Origin of the sequence: Rhizobium sp. MHM7A, from assembly GCF_005862215.1 — a bacterium.
Lineage (GTDB): Bacteria > Pseudomonadota > Alphaproteobacteria > Rhizobiales > Rhizobiaceae > Rhizobium > Rhizobium bangladeshense.
The window spans coordinates 253,621-268,663 of the sequence record NZ_VCHT01000007.1; the positions used below are offsets into that span (position 1 = coordinate 253,621).

Sequence of the window (15,043 nt, forward strand, 5' to 3'; positions counted from 1 at the left end):
TCAGTCGGCTGCGCTGTTTTCGATCCCCTCCGGCACTTCGCGAAAATGATCGGCCCGGCCGGATATACGCTGGTAGAATTCCGCCAAACCGCCGATCACCTGCACCGCTCTGACCTTTGCCGTACCGATAAGCTTGCGGCTGTTCCGCGAATGCGATTGCAGGGCCTGCATCAACTGCCTGTGAACGACCTCAAGAGCCGCAAATTCCGGGGACGCGGCGACGCGCTCGTCGCCGACCACGGCCAGGATCTGTGTCCGGTTGCTCTTCCCCTTGAGCGGGAGCGCGCCGGCTTCGATCAGTGCCATTCCCTGCACTGACCGTGCTGTACTGTCGGAAATGAGGATATCGAAGCCGACCTCCTTGCAGGATGACTCGATGCGGGCAGCAACGTTGACGGCGTCTCCGACGGCCGAATAGTTGAAGCGGGTCTTGGCGCCCATGTTGCCGACGCAGGCAAGGCCGGTATGGATACCGATGCCGATGCCGACCTCCTGATCAGGCCCGAAGCCGAAGGCGTCGCCGGCGTTCAGTTCGGCGAGTGTCTCGCGCATGGCCAGCGCTGTGCGAACCGCCTTGGTTTCGTGATCCGCCACATCGACGGGCGCATTCCAGAAAGCCATGATCGAATCGCCGATGAACTTGTCGAGCGTGCCTTCATTAGCCACGACATGGCGGCTCAGCGCGTCCAGCAGCGTATTCAGGAAGGCGACGACATCGGTCGGCGCCAGCCGCTCGCTCATCTCGGTGAAGTTCCTGACATCGACGAACATGACCGTCAGCTCGCGGTCGTCGCCGCCAAGACGCAATGCGTCACGATTATGCTCGATGCGGTGGAGCAACGACGGAGAAAGATAATGCCCGAAGGCGCGCCGCACCTCACGCCGCTCTCGGTCGATCACGAGGATCTTGAAGGAGGTCGCGGCAAAATGGGTGATCGATCCGCTGACGATCGGGGCCAGCGGATCGAAGAGAAGCCCCGCATAGAGAAAAGAGAGCCACGACGCCACCAGCGCCATTGCGGTGATCAGCAGGCCGCAGACCAGCGCGACGGCGGGGCTGACGAAGGTCGTCACCACGACGAGCAGGCATCCGAGCACCGCGATGACAAGGATTTCAAGCCCGTCCGCCCAGTCGGGCCGAGACAGGAATTGGCCGGAGAGGATCTGCTCGGCCGCCTGCGCATGCAGCGAAACCCCGGGAACGTTCTCGCCGAGCGCGGTAACGCGGATGTCCTGCAAGCCAGCTGCCGATGTGCCGACGAAGAGAATGCTCCCGTTGATGGCCGCTGCCGTCTCGGTGGAGACGCCTCCCGGCGCAAGCACCTGCCGGACGGAGATATACCGCTCGGCCCGGTCGGGAGTGACATAAAGCCAGAGTTCGCCAGCCGCCGTCAGCGGGACGACGAAGTCGCCGATCTTAGCCGATGTCATAATACCGGCGTGGTCGGGAGCGCCGGATAGTACGTAGGTCGAGGCGCCCTGTGCGACGCGCAGCGCCTCGACCGCGAGATTGGGATAGAGCTGTTCTCCGTCGGTTAGGAACAGCGGAACTGCCCGCACCACCGGCGAAGGGTTTCCGGGGTTGAGGCTGATATGGCCGAGCCCCGCCGCATTGGTTTCCAGGTGCGGTCTGAGCGGCGTCGAGGCGCCGAGATGGGGCGGAGCCGAGACGGGGCTTTCGCCCGTGAATGCGAAGCCCGCCTTGACGGGCGGCCGGTAACTGCCCTCGTTGGAGAGGCCGAAGCCGAGCACGACCGGCTTTTCGGCGATCGAGCGGGCGAATATCTCGTCATTGTCGGGCAGCTTTTCGGCAATCGAAGGATCGATACCAATGACCTCCCGGACGATGTTGCGCGGCGACAACCGATCCGGCTCGGAGAAGAGAACGTCGAAGGCGATGGCCGCGGCACCCATCTCCGAAAGCCGGTCCACGAGGAGGGCCAGCCGGTCCCTTGGCCAAGGCCATTGCCCGAATTCGCGCAACGAGGCCTCATCAATGTCGATGACGCGGACTGGCATCGGCTCGAAGGTCCGCGGAACCAGCCGCTGATACTCGTCAAATGTCACGCCGCGGATCAGCTTGAAAATTCCGGGATCGCCAGCCCGCAGAATCGTGAGCAGAGCCACGATCGCCAGACCGATAACGACACCGATTTGCTGCACGCGCGTCATGATCTCACCGGCTGTCCCCTCCCACGGCCGGCCGATCGGGCCCGCAACTGCCGACGGACAGGCTACGCCGCTTTCATTCTGAATGCCATTCGCAGATAACTCCAATTTTCAGCCGGGCTTTTGCCCGAATGACAAGGCATCGATCTTGCCGGGCGGGCAGCGAAATGTTCTTCTAGCGGCTGCAAATCGGATGCTTTTCCGCAAAAAGAACGAGGGGTCGCCCGTGATTTCCGAATCCGCCGCGCGTCGGAGCGGCTACTGGCTTATTGTCGTCGTGCTGGCAATGCTCGGGGGACTGCCGTTGGCCGTCTGGCTCGATATCAGCGATCTCTCGGGCAATACCCTGCGGCGTCAGGCGCGAGACATGAGCTCGCTGATTTCAAGCATCCGCTCTTATTATTCGACGAATGTCGTGGGGCGTGTTCTGGCCGCACACGCGAGCGGTGCGACCTCAGGCACGGTCGTTTCCCATAACTATGCCAATATTCCAGGCGCCATCCCGCTGCCGGCAACCCTTTCCCTGGAGCTCGGAGACGTTATCAAGGAGCAGCAGGCCAATATCACCTACCGCTTCGTTTCCGACCTTCCCTTCAAGAGCCGCGCATCCCACGAGCTCGACGACTTCGAGAGAAAGGCGCTCGCCGCCCTGCGCGCCAATCCGCAGCAAGCGCTGAACGACCTTACCCGCGTCGGGTTAACCGACACCTTGCGGTTCATCACCCCGGTGGTAATGGGCCAGGCCTGTGTCGCCTGCCACAATACTCATCCCGAAAGCCCAAAAACCGATTGGAAGGTCGGCGATGTGCGCGGCATACAGGAAGTTGTCATCCGCCAGCCCTATGCCAGCAACGTCTTCGCCTTCAAATACCTGCTCTGTTATTTCCTGTTCGTCGCCGTCATCGGCGTCAGCTTCATCCTTCTCCAGCGGCAGCAGACGCGCGCGATCCACGGCGCCAATCAGGATCTGGAAGCGGCGAATGAGTTCCTCGCCAGCATTTCCCTGAAAATTTCGCGCTATCTCTCGCCACAGATCTACAAGAGCATTTTCAGCGGGCAGAAGGACGTCGTCGTCCATACCGAGCGTAAGCGTCTGACGATCTTCTTCTCAGACATCAAGGATTTTACGGCGACCACTGAGCGCCTGCAGCCGGAAGCCCTGACGGAAATGCTCAACGAATACCTGACCGAAATGTCGAACATCGCGCTACAGCATGGCGGCACGGTGGACAAGTTCATCGGCGACGCGATGCTGGTCTTCTTCGGCGATCCCGAAACGAAGGGGCCGGAAGAGGATGCGAAGGCATGCCTGCGCATGGCGGTCGACATGCAGCGCCGTCTCGGCGAGCTTAAGGACAGATGGCGCAGGAACGGCACGGAAGAACCCTTCGTGGTGCGTATGGGAATCAACAGCGGCTATTGCAACGTCGGCAATTTCGGCAGCAGCGACCGTATGGACTATACGATCATCGGCGCCGAGGCCAATCTGGCGGCCCGACTGCAATCGATCGCCCAGGGCGGGGAAATCGTCATCAGCTACGAAACCTATGCGCTGGTGAACGAGATCGTCGATGCCCATCCCTTGCCGCCGATCACCATGAAGGGCATACAGCGCGAAGTCGTGCCCTATGCCGTGGACGGGCTGAAGCTCGGCGCCGATCACAAGAGCCGCGTTCTCAGCGAGCATCTCTCGGGCCTCGACCTGCATCTGGACATGGGCCGGCTGGAACCGGCTGACCGTCTTCGGGTCAGGACGGCTCTCAAGGAGGCGATCGCAGTACTTGATGAAGCCCTGCCCGAGACTATGGCGCGCAACCGGATATCAGGCGAGGCGTGATTTTTCCGCCCGCCTTCCACATCCGTCTGGACTTCGCCTACTCGATCTGCTATCCCGCATCACCAATCGCAAGGCTGCGGCCGCGCGAACGTTATATTTTTGCCCCTGGCGCTGCGCTGCCTCTGGCATCAACCAAACCAAAGGAACGTGATTCTCGTGCAGGTACTTGTCCGCGATAACAATGTCGATCAGGCTCTCCGCGCTCTCAAGAAGAAGATGCAGCGCGAAGGCATTTTCCGCGAAATGAAGATGCGCGACTACTACGAGAAGCCGTCGCAGAAGCGCGCTCGCGAAAAGGCCGAGGCTGTTCGCCGCGTTCGCAAGCTGGCCCGCAAGCGCGCCCAGCGCGAAGGTCTGGTCGCACGCTAAGCGTTGCCGTCGTTTTTTCGACGTTTTCAGATGCATTGTGGCGGGGGCGATGGGTTCGCCGCCGCCTTTTTAGTTTGCCGCTGAAGATCGCATATCCAAATATCGGATATGCCGCATGGGGAAAGCGAGCCCGAATGGCTGATACCACCTTCAATCCGTCCCGCGCATGGCGCTTTCAGAAAACCGCATTCCTGCCGGCTTTGACGCTGGCCGCCATGGTCGGTCTCGCCGGCTGCGAGACGACCAATACCACCGATGCCGTAATCCGCATCGACAAGGCACAAGGTTCGGAAGAGAATATTGCATCGCTGACGGCGGTCATCAACGCCAATCCGAGGGATCCCGAAGGGTATAATGTCCGTGGTTCCGCCTATGGCCGCGGCGGCCAGTTCCGCCAGGCGTTGAACGATTTCAACACGGCATTGCAGATCAACCCGCGCTTCTTCCAGGCCTATGCCAACCGCGCCCTGGTCTACCGCAACATGGGCCAGCAGCAGCAGGCGATTGCCGACTACAATGCCGCCCTGCAGATCAATCCGAGCTACGACGTCGCCTATATCGGCCGCGGCAATGTCTATCGCATGGCTGGCCAGGACGATGCGGCTTTCAACGATTTCAGCAAGGCGATCCAGCTCGGCACGACTGATGGCCGCGCCTATCACAATCGTGGCCTGATCTACCAGAAGCGCAATCAGCAGGATAAGGCAATCGACGATTTCTCGAAAGCCATATCGCTCGCGCCGAATTCACCCGAGCCCTACAATGGCCGCGGCGTCTCCTACTTCGCGCTGAATGATGACGACAACGCGTTTGCCGATTTCAATCATGCGATCGAGCTCAACGGCAACATCGCCGAATCCTGGGCCAATCAAGCGCTCGTCTACGAACGCCGCGGCGACAAGGCAAAGGCCGCCCGCTCCTATCGCCACGCGATTGGACTCGATCCGAAATACCAGCCGGCCCGCGACGGTCTCGCCCGAGTCGGCGTTCCAGCCGGCTAAAGATGTGAATTGGGGCGGCCGGACCTCGGAAGCCCCCAGGACGCCGGCATTGCAACAAAATCTCCGGCAGAGCCGCCGGACCAATGATCGGCCCGATGCCTGTGCAGCGTAAGCGAGCCGTCATGAACGCGGCAGCATCGCTTTGAAAAGAGAGGCGGAAAAACCGCCGCCGTCTTCGATGGCATGTCATACTATGTTGCAACCTGCTTTTGCTCCCCCTAACATGGGCTGCTTCGATAGCCCGCTATCGGGCTGCGCGAAACATGTTGAGGGCGGTTTGCGAGAGATGTGGATCTTTGCTTTCCTGACCGCAGGCGAAAACCATTGTGGGCAGCGCGCACGACAGCGCCGCCCGTCTTTCAAGACGCTCATCGATTCCGATTTGAAGTATTATGAAATGGCGCAGGCGGTGTGGCGCAATCAATGAAGATCGTCGCACTGTTTTTTCCCAAAGCTTCGATAGGCACGTATCTTGTTGCCATGGCGGTGGCGATAGCGCTGCCGATTTTCGCCTTCGTAGCGCTGCTTCTGCTGCAGCTGGAGGACAACCAGCGCTCGACGCTGAAGCGCGAGACGGCGCAGGACGCGCTCGCCCTTTCGCGCATCATCGATCGCCAGCTTCAGGACATGGCGACGACGCTGCGACTGCTGTCGAGCTCTCCGGAACTCGAAAACGGAGATCTCGCCTCCTTCCACGAGCGCACGGAAACGGCTCTGCGGAACAATACGCTCTACGTCCTCGCCGTCGACCGCACCGGCCAGCAGCTGCTGAACACACGCCGGGCCTTCGGCACGCCGCTCGGAAAAACGGCAAACATCGCCGCCCTCGATGCCGCCTTAAAATCCGGTCGCATCGAGGCGTCCGATGTTTTTCGCGGCAGAACCAGCGACGGATGGGTCTATAACGTCACTCTCCCAAGAGAGAACGACCCAGTCGCCGCTCTCATTATCACTCAGGATGCCAAGGATCTCGGAAGGCTTGTGACGACCCAGGGTCTTGCCCCCGGCTGGTCGGCCGCCGTTATCGATCAAAGCGGTCACGTGGTCGTTGCCGCCGGTCCCGCCGCCCTCGAGCCCGGCACTGCATTCGATCCGCGCATCCTGCCGGCGCTTAGGCTTCCCCGGGGCGTCTTCGAGGATAAGACGATCCTGCCGCACATGCTTCTTGGTTATGCGCAAATTCCGGGCTGGTCGTGGAAGACGGTAATCTGGGGGCCGGTGGCGCAGGCCTCGATTCTCAGCACCTGGCGTTTCCTCATCATCGGAGGCGTTGCACTCGTGCTCGTCGCAGTATTAGCCGCCTATGCGGTCGCGAGACAGGTCCGCACCACGATCCGCGAGATCGCCGACATGGCGAACCGAATGGGCGAAGGCCACATTGTCTCACCCGTCGAAACGAGCGTCATCGAGGCGAACCAGGTGGCGATCGCTCTTTCGAACGCCTCTTTCGATCGCAGCCAGACCGAGGACCGGCTGCGCTTCGTCATGCATGAACTTGTCCACCGCACCAAGAACCTTCTCACACTTGCGCAGGCCATGATGCGCCAACTCGCCAAGCAAGCCGACAGCGTCGAAACCTTTCAGGCCGCCGTCGCCGACCGCCTTGAGGGACTGGTGCGTTCGATCGAGCTCCTGACCAGCGAGCAATGGGGAGGCGTGTCGCTTCGGCGGGTCGTCGACATCCATCTGCAGGCCTTCCCGCAATCGCGCGAGCAGATCGAAATCACGGGCGAAGATTTCATCCTGAAGCCGGATGCGGTGCAGAACCTCGGCCTTGCCCTGCATGAGCTCGCGACTAATTCGGTGAAATATGGTGCGCTCTCCGTCCCGCAAGGCCGCGTCCGCTTCGAGTGGCACGATGTCAGGGAAGAAGACAAGCCGGATGCCCTGCTCCGCTTCAAATGGGAGGAGCGCGGCGGCCCGCCGGTAACAGAGCCGTCACGCTCGGGCTTCGGCACGACGGTCATCAAGGCGCATGCCGCCTCCGCCTTCCGTGGCACGGTGCAGGTCGATTTCCGACCGGAGGGCCTCTTATGGGTGCTGACGGCCCAGCGCGCCGCGCTGGAGCGGGAATAAGCCAGGAACAATCGCCAGTTCAACCCGTTTCGAACAGGTCGTTCCCAAGGAGAAGGACCATGTTCAAGCAAACGATGATCGCCGCCGCGGCTCTGGCGGCCGCCGCCTGGGCAAGCTCGGCGAACGCCGAAAGTTATGTGACGCTTGGCCGTCTGGTCTGCGGATCGGATGGCGGTCAGGGTCTGATCATCACCTCGCAGAAGAACCTCATCTGCACCTATACGCCGGCGGCCGGCGGCGCCAAGGCGGTCTATGCCGGTAAGATAGAGAAATTCGGCATTGACCTCGGCCAGACCGGCAAGAGCGTGATGATCTGGCAGGTGTTGGCAAAGACCGGCACGGACATGCCTGAGTTCGCCCTCGCCGGCGAATATTACGGCATCGGCGCCGATGCGAGTCTCGGTGCCGGTGCCGGCGCCAAGGTGATCGCCGGCGGCACCAATAAGGCCTTCATGCTGCAGCCGCTGAATGTTCAGGCCCAGGAAGGGCTGAACCTGGCTGTCGGCGTCGAGAAGCTGACCCTGGTCCCGGGCGAGATATGAGAAAAGCCGGCCAGAAGGGCAGCTGCATCAGGCTCAGTGACCGATCGCCTTGTTGATATCCTCGGTCATTTTCTTGGCGTCGCCGAGCAGCATCATCGTGCCGTCCTTGTAGAACAGCGTGTTGTCGATGCCAGCATAGCCCGAGCCAAGCGAACGCTTGACGAAGAGGCAGGTCTTGGCCCGGTCGACGTCGAGGATCGGCATGCCGTAGATCGGCGAGGTCTTGTCATCGCGCGCCGCCGGATTGGTAACGTCATTGGCACCGATGACATAGGCGACGTCGGCCTGGGCGAATTCTGAATTGATGTCCTCGAGCTCGAAGACCTCATCATAGGGAACATTGGCTTCGGCGAGCAGCACGTTCATATGGCCCGGCATGCGGCCTGCGACCGGGTGGATCGCATATCTGACCTCAACACCGTTCTTCTTCAGATTATCGGCGAGTTCACGCAGCGCATGCTGGGCCTGGGCGACCGCCATGCCGTATCCCGGCACGATGATGACCTTCGACGCATTCACCATCAGATAGGCGGCATCTTCCGCCGAGCCGAGCTTGACCGTCCTGTCCGATGTGTCGGCCCCGCCCGACACAGTCTCACCGCCGAAACCGCCGAGGATGACGGAGATGAAAGAGCGATTCATGCCCTTGCACATGATGTAGGAGAGGATGGCGCCGGAGGAACCGACGAGGGCACCGGTGATGATCAGCGCCAGATTGCCGAGAGTGAAGCCGATGCCAGCCGCGGCCCAGCCCGAATAAGAATTCAGCATCGAAACGACGACCGGCATGTCGGCGCCGCCGATCGGCACGATCAGCAGGACGCCGAGCACCAGCGACAGCGCCACGACGGCCCAGAAATCGACATGGCTTTCGGTCATGGCAAGCCCGACGATGAAGAGCACGATCAGCGCCAGCAGGGCGGCATTGATCAGATGCCGGTAGGGCAGCAGGATCGGCTTGCCGGACATGCGCCCGTCGAGCTTCAGGAAGGCGACGATCGAGCCCGTGAAGGTGAGTGCCCCGATCGCCACACCGAGCGCCATCTCGATGCGCGCCTCGGTATGGATATGGCCGATCTCGCCGATGCCGAACGAGGCAGGCGTATAGAGCGCGGAAGCCGCGACCAGCACGGCGGCAAGGCCGACCAGCGAATGGAAGCCGGCGACGAGCTGCGGCATCGAAGTCATGGCGATGGTGCGGGCGACATAGGCGCCGACGCTGCCGCCGATGGCAAGGCCGAGGACGATCAGCACGAAACCGCCGACGCTCGGCGTCGCCAGCACCAGCGTCGTCAGGATGGCGATCCCCATGCCGACCATGCCGTAAAGATTGCCCTTGCGGCTCGTGGCTGGATGCGAAAGACCGCGCAACGCCAAGATGAACAGCACGCCGGAGACGAGGTAGAGGAAGGCTGCGATATTGGTCATCGATCCTCACCGGTCCTTCTTGCGGTACATCGAAAGCATTCGCTGCGTGACGAGGAAGCCGCCGAAGATGTTGACCGAAACGAGCACCAGGGCGACGAAACCGAAACCGGTCGCAAGCCCGCTTGTGGAGATGCCGACCGCCAGAAGTGCGCCGACGACGATGACGGAGGAGATCGCATTGGTGACGGCCATCAGCGGCGTATGCAGCGCCGGCGTCACCGACCAAACGACGTAATAGCCGACGAAGATCGACAAGACGAAGATCGCGAGCTGGAAGACGAAAGGATCGATCGCCCCGCCGGTCGCAGCGCTTGCCGCCTCCGGGGCATGCGCGGCTGCAGTGGCGACGGCCGCAACCGCGTCGTTCAGTTGCTCCAGCGCTCTGTCCATCGCTTCACTGGCCATCATATGTCTCCCTTCTTCACGCCGCCGAAGGCGGGATGAACCACATCGCCGGCATAGGTCAGCATCGTCGCCCTGACGAGCTCGTCATCTAGGTTGACGACGACGCTCCGGCTTTCCTTGTTGACCATCGTCTCGAGGAAGGTGACGAGGTTCTTGGCGTAGAGCGCCGAGGCGCTGGCCGCGACCCGGCCGGGCATATTGGCGAAGCCGATCACGCACACGCCTTCGACATCGGCGACCTCGCCGGCAACAACGCCCTCGATATTGCCGCCGCGCTCGACTGCGAGGTCGACGGCGACCGCACCCGGCTTCATCGAAGAAAGCATGGCGCGCGACACGAGCCGCGGCGCCGGCCGGCCGGGAATGAGAGCGGTGGTGATGACGATATCCTGCTTGGCGATGTGTTCGGCCACCAGGGCAGCCTGCTTGGCCTGATAGTCGGCCGACATTTCCTTGGCGTAGCCGCCCGCCGTTTCCGCCGCCTTGAACTCGTCGTCCTCCACGGCGATGAACTTGGCGCCGAGCGAGGCGACCTGTTCCCTGGCGGCCGGACGGACGTCAGTGGCCGAGACCGCAGCACCGAGGCGACGGGCTGTGGCGATTGCCTGAAGACCGGCAACACCGGCGCCCATGACGAAGACTTTGGCAGCCGGCACGGTGCCTGCCGCCGTCATCATCATCGGCATGGCGCGGTCATAAACCGCCGCAGCCTCGATGACGGCCTGGTAACCGGCAAGATTAGCCTGGGAGGAGAGCACGTCCATCGACTGAGCGCGGGTGATGCGCGGCATCAGCTCCATCGCGAAGGCCGAAAGCCCGGCACCTGCGAGTGCGGCGATCGCCTCGTCATTGCCGTAGGGGTCCATGATCGCGATGACGGCGGCGCCGTTCTTATAACCCGAGAGCTCCGATAGGCTCGGGCGGCGCACCTTCAGCACCACGTCGGCCGCGGCAGCGTCGGTAAAGCTGCCGATCCTGGCGCCGGCTGCCTCGAACTCGCCATCCGGAATACGCGAAGCCGCACCCGCGCCGGCTTCAACGACGACATCGAAGCCGAAACTCTTCATCTTCTTCACGGTCTCGGCTGAGGCTGCGACACGCGTCTCCCCGTCCGTGATTTCCCTAGAAACGAAAACAATATTGCCCAACTGCCCCCTCCTCCGGGTCAGCCAGACCGCCGCAGGCTCGCCTGCGCAGGCCAAGCACCTAATTCTCAAAGCTTCGGAGAAGCCTCCCCTCCCCTTAGAGCGTCTCGCGTCCTCCCGGACGCACAGACGCTCGAACTCTTTGGATCGAGCATCGCGCTCTCCGAAAATCGATTCCGACTTTCCGGCGATGCGCCAGCCGCGATCAGCGGACCAGGAAGATGCCGGCGGCGAGAAGAATGATGAAGACGAAGAGACCGCCAAGGAGGCCAGCGCCGCCGAAGAAACCGGCGGTCATAGCCAGCAGGAGAACGATGAGAAGCATCGTGCCGTATTTCGTGCCGGCAACGAACATGTTGTAGGTCTGCTCATGTTCCTTGTAATCCATCGGCGCGCCGGTCTCGACCGGTCCGGTATGATGTTCGGCCATAAATATCGTCTCCCTGAAATGCTTTTGCGCTGCTTGATTCCCCCTTACGCCGAGGGAAGTCCCTGGCAGCAGGAATTACACAATGACAGGCGAAAGCGCAATGCATGAGAATGCCGCAGCCGCGCTTCCAACCACCTTCTTCCGCGTGGAAAAAGAGTGCGGCGGCGGTCGCGTCATCGCCCCTATCTTCTCCCCCATTTGGAGGACAGGAGAAGCTAGAGCGGCAGGTCTGTGCCGAGTTCGCCTTGCGGCACGAAGCGCGCCGTCGGAATGATGGTCAGCGGCGGCAGTGTGTCGTTGGGATTGCGCGAAAACATCATGCGCTGCTCACTGGCGCTGGAGATGAAGAAGGGATAGCGCGTCAACAGCTTGCGTCCGACCTCGATCACATTCGTCGCCATCAGGGTCATGTCGATTCCATAATTCTTCGCCAGCCGCCCGGGAACGACCGTATCGGCATAGAAGACCCGCTTGTAGAAAGCCGCATGGGGCGGCCGGACAAACTGAAGAACTCGATCCGCACGGAAATAGGCGGCCGCGACGATTGTGGGTCTCAACGTCAGATAGGGGACCCATGGCAGGTCGGCAGTGAGTTCCGGATCGGCTGCAAAACGCGCCGGATCGATCAAGGTCAGCCCGGAATCCAGAAGCTCGTCCATCGCCTCGGGAAAAGCGCCGCCGGACTGGCTGAGGCGATGCTCCGGTGTCACATAATGAACCCGGATTGTACTGATCAGTTCACCATAATAGTACAGGCCGAAAATATAGGCGTGGCTGTCGAAATCGCTGTCGTCAAGCAGCCCCTTCGGGGCGAGCGCCAGCACGTCATGAGCCTTATAAGCCTTGTAGCGCAGGCGTTCCACCTGCTCCATGTCCTCACTGCTTTCGACGCGGCGATATTCGACATGATCCAATATTTCCAAAATTTTCGCGCTGAAATCACTTCGCTTGAACAGTGTCTCTGACATTTTCTTGATCCGCTCGTTAACGGATCATTAATCATACGCCAGCGAGATTTAGGCAAGGAAATCCGATAATTCGGGCCGTATATAAACTATTAAGGTTAACGGACGCGCGGCGAACTGTTTGGGGAAAGAGCGGCCGCTGCGGAGCTCTCAGGCGACCTTGTTGCGACGACGCTGGACGCTGCGGCGACCGACGCCCTGCTGCAACAGGGTGATATTCTGGGAAGGCACCGGCGGCGAAAACACGTAGCCCTGCACGAGATCGGTGCTGCGGTGCTTGTTGAGCAGCGCCAGCTGCTCATCGGTTTCGACGCCCTCGATGACGATTTTGAGGCCGAGTTCGCGCGCTAGATTGACCGTGCCGCGCAGGAGCTTGAGGCGACGGGTATCCTCGACGATATTGCGTACGAAGGAGCGGTCGATCTTGACGATGTCGAGCGGCAGCGTGTCGAGATAGCTGAGGCTGGAGAAGCCGGTGCCGAAATCGTCGATCGCGATGGTTATGCCACGGGCTCTGAGCTCAGCCAGGATGGCGCGCACCGCCTGCGGCTCGTCGATCAAGCAGCTTTCGGTGATCTCGAGGTGCAGCCGCCCCGCGTCGAGCCCGGAATGGGCAAGCGCATCGGCAACCACCTGCAGGATGTCGGCATCGCGCAGATCTCGCGCCGAGAGGTTGACTGAGACGGCGATGTGCTCCGGCCAGGTCATGCATTCGTTGCAGGCCTTGAACAGCACGAAACGGGTGATGTCGGAGATGATGCCCATATCCTCGGCGAGCTTGATGAAGACGTCGGGCGGAATCGCGCCTTTCGTCGGATGCACCCAGCGAGCCAGCGCCTCTGCGCATTCGATCCGCGACCCGTCGGCCCGGAACATCGGTTGGAAGACGAGATGCAGCGCCTGCGCTGCGACCGCTTCACGCAGGTCCGCCTTCAGCTTTTGCTGCTCGATGTAGCGCCCATCCATCTCGCGCTCGAAGCCTGATATGCCGCCCCGAAAGCGCGACTTGCTCTCGAAGAGCGCGAGATCCGCCTTTACGCTCCATTCATCCAACGCAAAGGCCGTGCTTTCGAATGTCGCGTACCCCGCGCTGAGCGAAACGAGAAAGGTCAGCTCGTCGACCTCGTAATGGCCCTGGATCGCGGCATGTACGCGACGGATCTCAAGATCGAGCGAGGCCGGCTCCCTCGCATGCGGGAAGAACAGGATGAACTGATCTCCCATCAGCCGGCCGAGGATAGCGTTGCCACAGACCTGTTTGATGCGGGCGGCAATTGCGCAAAGCAGATGGTCGCCAGTGACGTGTCCACGCATGTCGTTGACATGTTTGAACTCGTCGATATCGAGGACCATGAAACCGAGTGGCCCTGACTTCCGCGGGTGCCTGGCCAGATATTCCTGCACCAACTGGCCGAAATATTCGCGGTTCGGCAGGCCGGTCAGCGCGTCAAAGCGGACCATGTGCATGATCTTCTGCTCCGCCTTCACCCGGCTCGAAACATCTTCGAAGATCAGCACGGCGCCGCCGTCGGCCCTTCGGCTGGCTGAGAATTCAAGCGAGAGTCCCTCGGGGAAATGGATGAGCGTGCGCGACAGGTTTCCTTCGGCAACCTGGGTGAGCTGGCGCAGGATGAGCTCCGGCTGCGAAGCGTCCATGAAGCTGTAACGTGCGCCATAACGCAGCACGGCGCCGAGATCACGGTCCTTCAGCCGCTCCGGCGCACCGATTTTCAATAGCTCGCAGGCCTTCCGGTTGACGACCTGAATACGGTTTTCGGCATCGACCATCACCAGGCCATGCGGCATGTTGTTGAGCGCGGTATCGAAACGGTCGGCGATAACGGTGACTTCCCGGCGGGCGATGACGTTCTCGTAAAGAAACTCGCGCACGCCGTTCGCCATGGCCCTGGTCGTCAGCCAGAAGGGAATGAGGAAGATCGACAGCAGGCCGCGGTAGAAATCCATTGCCAACAGGCTGCAGACGATCATCGGCAGGCAGCAGGAGAATGTCTGAAGATCGACCGCAAGGCGCGACCCGTAATTTCGGCCGACGACCGAAACCATGGTCGCCATGGTGACGGAAATGCAGGCAAGCTCCGCAAAGGAATCATGCACGACGAAGATCGCGTAGCCGCTGGCAAAGCCAAGAAGAGCGGTGGTGCAGGCAGCACCGGCGACGAGGATCCGCTCCCAGCGCTCAATGTCGGCGCGCGACAGGCGTTCCTTGTTGACGCGATCGAACTGCCGGAAGATGGCCATGCGGGCGCTGAAGACCAGAAGGAAGGCGAGCGACAACAGGATGTAGATGGAATATTGCGTCTTGGCAGCAACGGCGAGGCATGTCGCTACATGGACGATCACGCCGGCAAGAAGCGTCATGCGGTTCCCGGAAAGGGAGCTCACAAACGACAAATACACATCTATAGGGACCCTGTTCGGGTTATCTGGCTTCATCCACACTTTCCCTGTGCGCGGGGATTCTAAGCCCAACCCTTTAAAAATTGATTTCAACCGAACCAAACATTTGGTCAAATTTTCTAAAACTGCAGGATGAACTCCGCACCTTACGCGAGATTATGCAGCCTTCCGGCGAGAATTGGAAAATATTCATCCGCGCTTTGGTTGTGAAAACATCGAAAGACCGTGCCGGCCGCCCTCTGCGCCTTAGACTATGCT

General features: G+C 61.1%; 13 protein-coding genes. 6 read left to right on the forward strand and 7 right to left on the reverse strand.

Going from position 1 to position 15,043, the window contains the following annotated elements; genetic code table 11:
• Positions 1 to 2,172, reverse strand: coding sequence for an adenylate/guanylate cyclase domain-containing protein (locus FFR93_RS23145; protein ID WP_138394919.1), 2,172 nt, complete (start codon positions 2,170 to 2,172; stop codon positions 1 to 3).
• 190 nt (positions 2,173 to 2,362) lie between these two features.
• On the opposite strand from FFR93_RS23145, the gene FFR93_RS23150 reads away from it, so the two are divergent.
• The 6 genes from FFR93_RS23150 to FFR93_RS23175 all read left to right on the forward strand — a co-directional run bounded on the left by FFR93_RS23150 (position 2,363) and on the right by FFR93_RS23175 (position 7,994).
• Positions 2,363 to 4,006: an adenylate/guanylate cyclase domain-containing protein gene (locus FFR93_RS23150; RefSeq protein ID WP_138394920.1), complete on the forward strand. Its 1,644-nt coding sequence runs from the start codon at positions 2,363 to 2,365 to the stop codon at positions 4,004 to 4,006.
• Positions 4,007 to 4,162: 156 nt separating this feature from the next.
• A complete protein-coding gene (gene rpsU / locus FFR93_RS23155; RefSeq protein ID WP_003585885.1) occupies positions 4,163 to 4,375 on the forward strand; it encodes a 30S ribosomal protein S21 in 213 nt (70 codons plus the stop codon).
• 134 nt (positions 4,376 to 4,509) lie between these two features.
• Positions 4,510 to 5,376 (forward strand): tetratricopeptide repeat protein, encoded by an 867-nt coding sequence (locus FFR93_RS23160; RefSeq protein WP_138394921.1) that lies wholly within the window; start codon positions 4,510 to 4,512, stop codon positions 5,374 to 5,376.
• 193 nt (positions 5,377 to 5,569) lie between these two features.
• Positions 5,570 to 5,803, forward strand: coding sequence for a hypothetical protein (locus FFR93_RS23165; protein ID WP_138394922.1), 234 nt, complete (start codon positions 5,570 to 5,572; stop codon positions 5,801 to 5,803).
• Positions 5,800 to 7,452: a sensor histidine kinase gene (locus FFR93_RS23170; protein ID WP_064708690.1), complete on the forward strand. Its 1,653-nt coding sequence runs from the start codon at positions 5,800 to 5,802 to the stop codon at positions 7,450 to 7,452. Before FFR93_RS23165 ends, FFR93_RS23170 begins: the two co-directional genes overlap by 4 nt.
• Before the next feature lie 59 nt (positions 7,453 to 7,511).
• Positions 7,512 to 7,994 (forward strand): DUF992 domain-containing protein, encoded by a 483-nt coding sequence (locus FFR93_RS23175; RefSeq protein ID WP_064708689.1) that lies wholly within the window; start codon positions 7,512 to 7,514, stop codon positions 7,992 to 7,994.
• Positions 7,995 to 8,027: 33 nt separating this feature from the next.
• Here the strand turns inward: FFR93_RS23175 and FFR93_RS23180 are convergent, their stop codons facing one another.
• The 6 genes from FFR93_RS23180 to FFR93_RS23205 all read right to left on the reverse strand — a co-directional run bounded on the left by FFR93_RS23180 (position 8,028) and on the right by FFR93_RS23205 (position 14,821).
• Complete coding sequence (locus FFR93_RS23180; protein WP_064708688.1) at positions 8,028 to 9,422, reverse strand: NAD(P)(+) transhydrogenase (Re/Si-specific) subunit beta; 1,395 nt, start codon at positions 9,420 to 9,422, stop codon at positions 8,028 to 8,030.
• Positions 9,423 to 9,428: 6 nt separating this feature from the next.
• The gene (locus tag FFR93_RS23185) at positions 9,429 to 9,827 is read right to left on the reverse strand and encodes a proton-translocating transhydrogenase family protein (protein ID WP_064708687.1); all 399 of its coding nucleotides are present in this window, start codon (positions 9,825 to 9,827) and stop codon (positions 9,429 to 9,431) included.
• On the reverse strand, positions 9,827 to 10,975 hold the full coding sequence (locus FFR93_RS23190; protein WP_138394923.1) for a Re/Si-specific NAD(P)(+) transhydrogenase subunit alpha: 1,149 nt from the start codon (positions 10,973 to 10,975) through the stop codon (positions 9,827 to 9,829). Before FFR93_RS23190 ends, FFR93_RS23185 begins: the two co-directional genes overlap by 1 nt.
• Before the next feature lie 202 nt (positions 10,976 to 11,177).
• Positions 11,178 to 11,402 (reverse strand): aa3-type cytochrome c oxidase subunit IV, encoded by a 225-nt coding sequence (locus FFR93_RS23195; RefSeq protein WP_064708685.1) that lies wholly within the window; start codon positions 11,400 to 11,402, stop codon positions 11,178 to 11,180.
• A gap of 215 nt (positions 11,403 to 11,617) precedes the next feature.
• The gene (locus tag FFR93_RS23200) at positions 11,618 to 12,370 is read right to left on the reverse strand and encodes a hypothetical protein (RefSeq protein ID WP_064708684.1); all 753 of its coding nucleotides are present in this window, start codon (positions 12,368 to 12,370) and stop codon (positions 11,618 to 11,620) included.
• A 147-nt stretch (positions 12,371 to 12,517) separates the two neighbouring features.
• Positions 12,518 to 14,821 carry an EAL domain-containing protein gene (locus FFR93_RS23205; RefSeq protein ID WP_138394924.1) on the reverse strand — a complete coding sequence of 768 codons (2,304 nt, stop codon included), beginning with the start codon at positions 14,819 to 14,821 and terminating at the stop codon, positions 12,518 to 12,520.
• Positions 14,822 to 15,043: the final 222 nt, after the last annotated feature.

Excerpts from the sequence above, each read along its gene's own strand:
- FFR93_RS23145 (WP_138394919.1), bottom strand. The coding sequence starts at position 2,172 with ATGACGCGCGTGCAGCAAATCGGTGTCGTTATCGGTCTGGCGATCGTG.
- FFR93_RS23150 (WP_138394920.1), top strand. The coding sequence starts at position 2,363 with ATGCTTTTCCGCAAAAAGAACGAGGGGTCGCCCGTGATTTCCGAATCC.
- FFR93_RS23160 (WP_138394921.1), top strand. The coding sequence starts at position 4,510 with ATGGCTGATACCACCTTCAATCCGTCCCGCGCATGGCGCTTTCAGAAA.
- FFR93_RS23165 (WP_138394922.1), top strand. The coding sequence starts at position 5,570 with ATGTTGCAACCTGCTTTTGCTCCCCCTAACATGGGCTGCTTCGATAGC.
- FFR93_RS23170 (WP_064708690.1), top strand. The coding sequence starts at position 5,800 with ATGAAGATCGTCGCACTGTTTTTTCCCAAAGCTTCGATAGGCACGTAT.
- FFR93_RS23175 (WP_064708689.1), top strand. The coding sequence starts at position 7,512 with ATGTTCAAGCAAACGATGATCGCCGCCGCGGCTCTGGCGGCCGCCGCC.
- FFR93_RS23180 (WP_064708688.1), bottom strand. The coding sequence starts at position 9,422 with ATGACCAATATCGCAGCCTTCCTCTACCTCGTCTCCGGCGTGCTGTTC.
- FFR93_RS23185 (WP_064708687.1), bottom strand. The coding sequence starts at position 9,827 with ATGGCCAGTGAAGCGATGGACAGAGCGCTGGAGCAACTGAACGACGCG.
- FFR93_RS23195 (WP_064708685.1), bottom strand. The coding sequence starts at position 11,402 with ATGGCCGAACATCATACCGGACCGGTCGAGACCGGCGCGCCGATGGAT.
- FFR93_RS23200 (WP_064708684.1), bottom strand. The coding sequence starts at position 12,370 with ATGTCAGAGACACTGTTCAAGCGAAGTGATTTCAGCGCGAAAATTTTG.
- FFR93_RS23205 (WP_138394924.1), bottom strand. The coding sequence starts at position 14,821 with ATGAAGCCAGATAACCCGAACAGGGTCCCTATAGATGTGTATTTGTCG.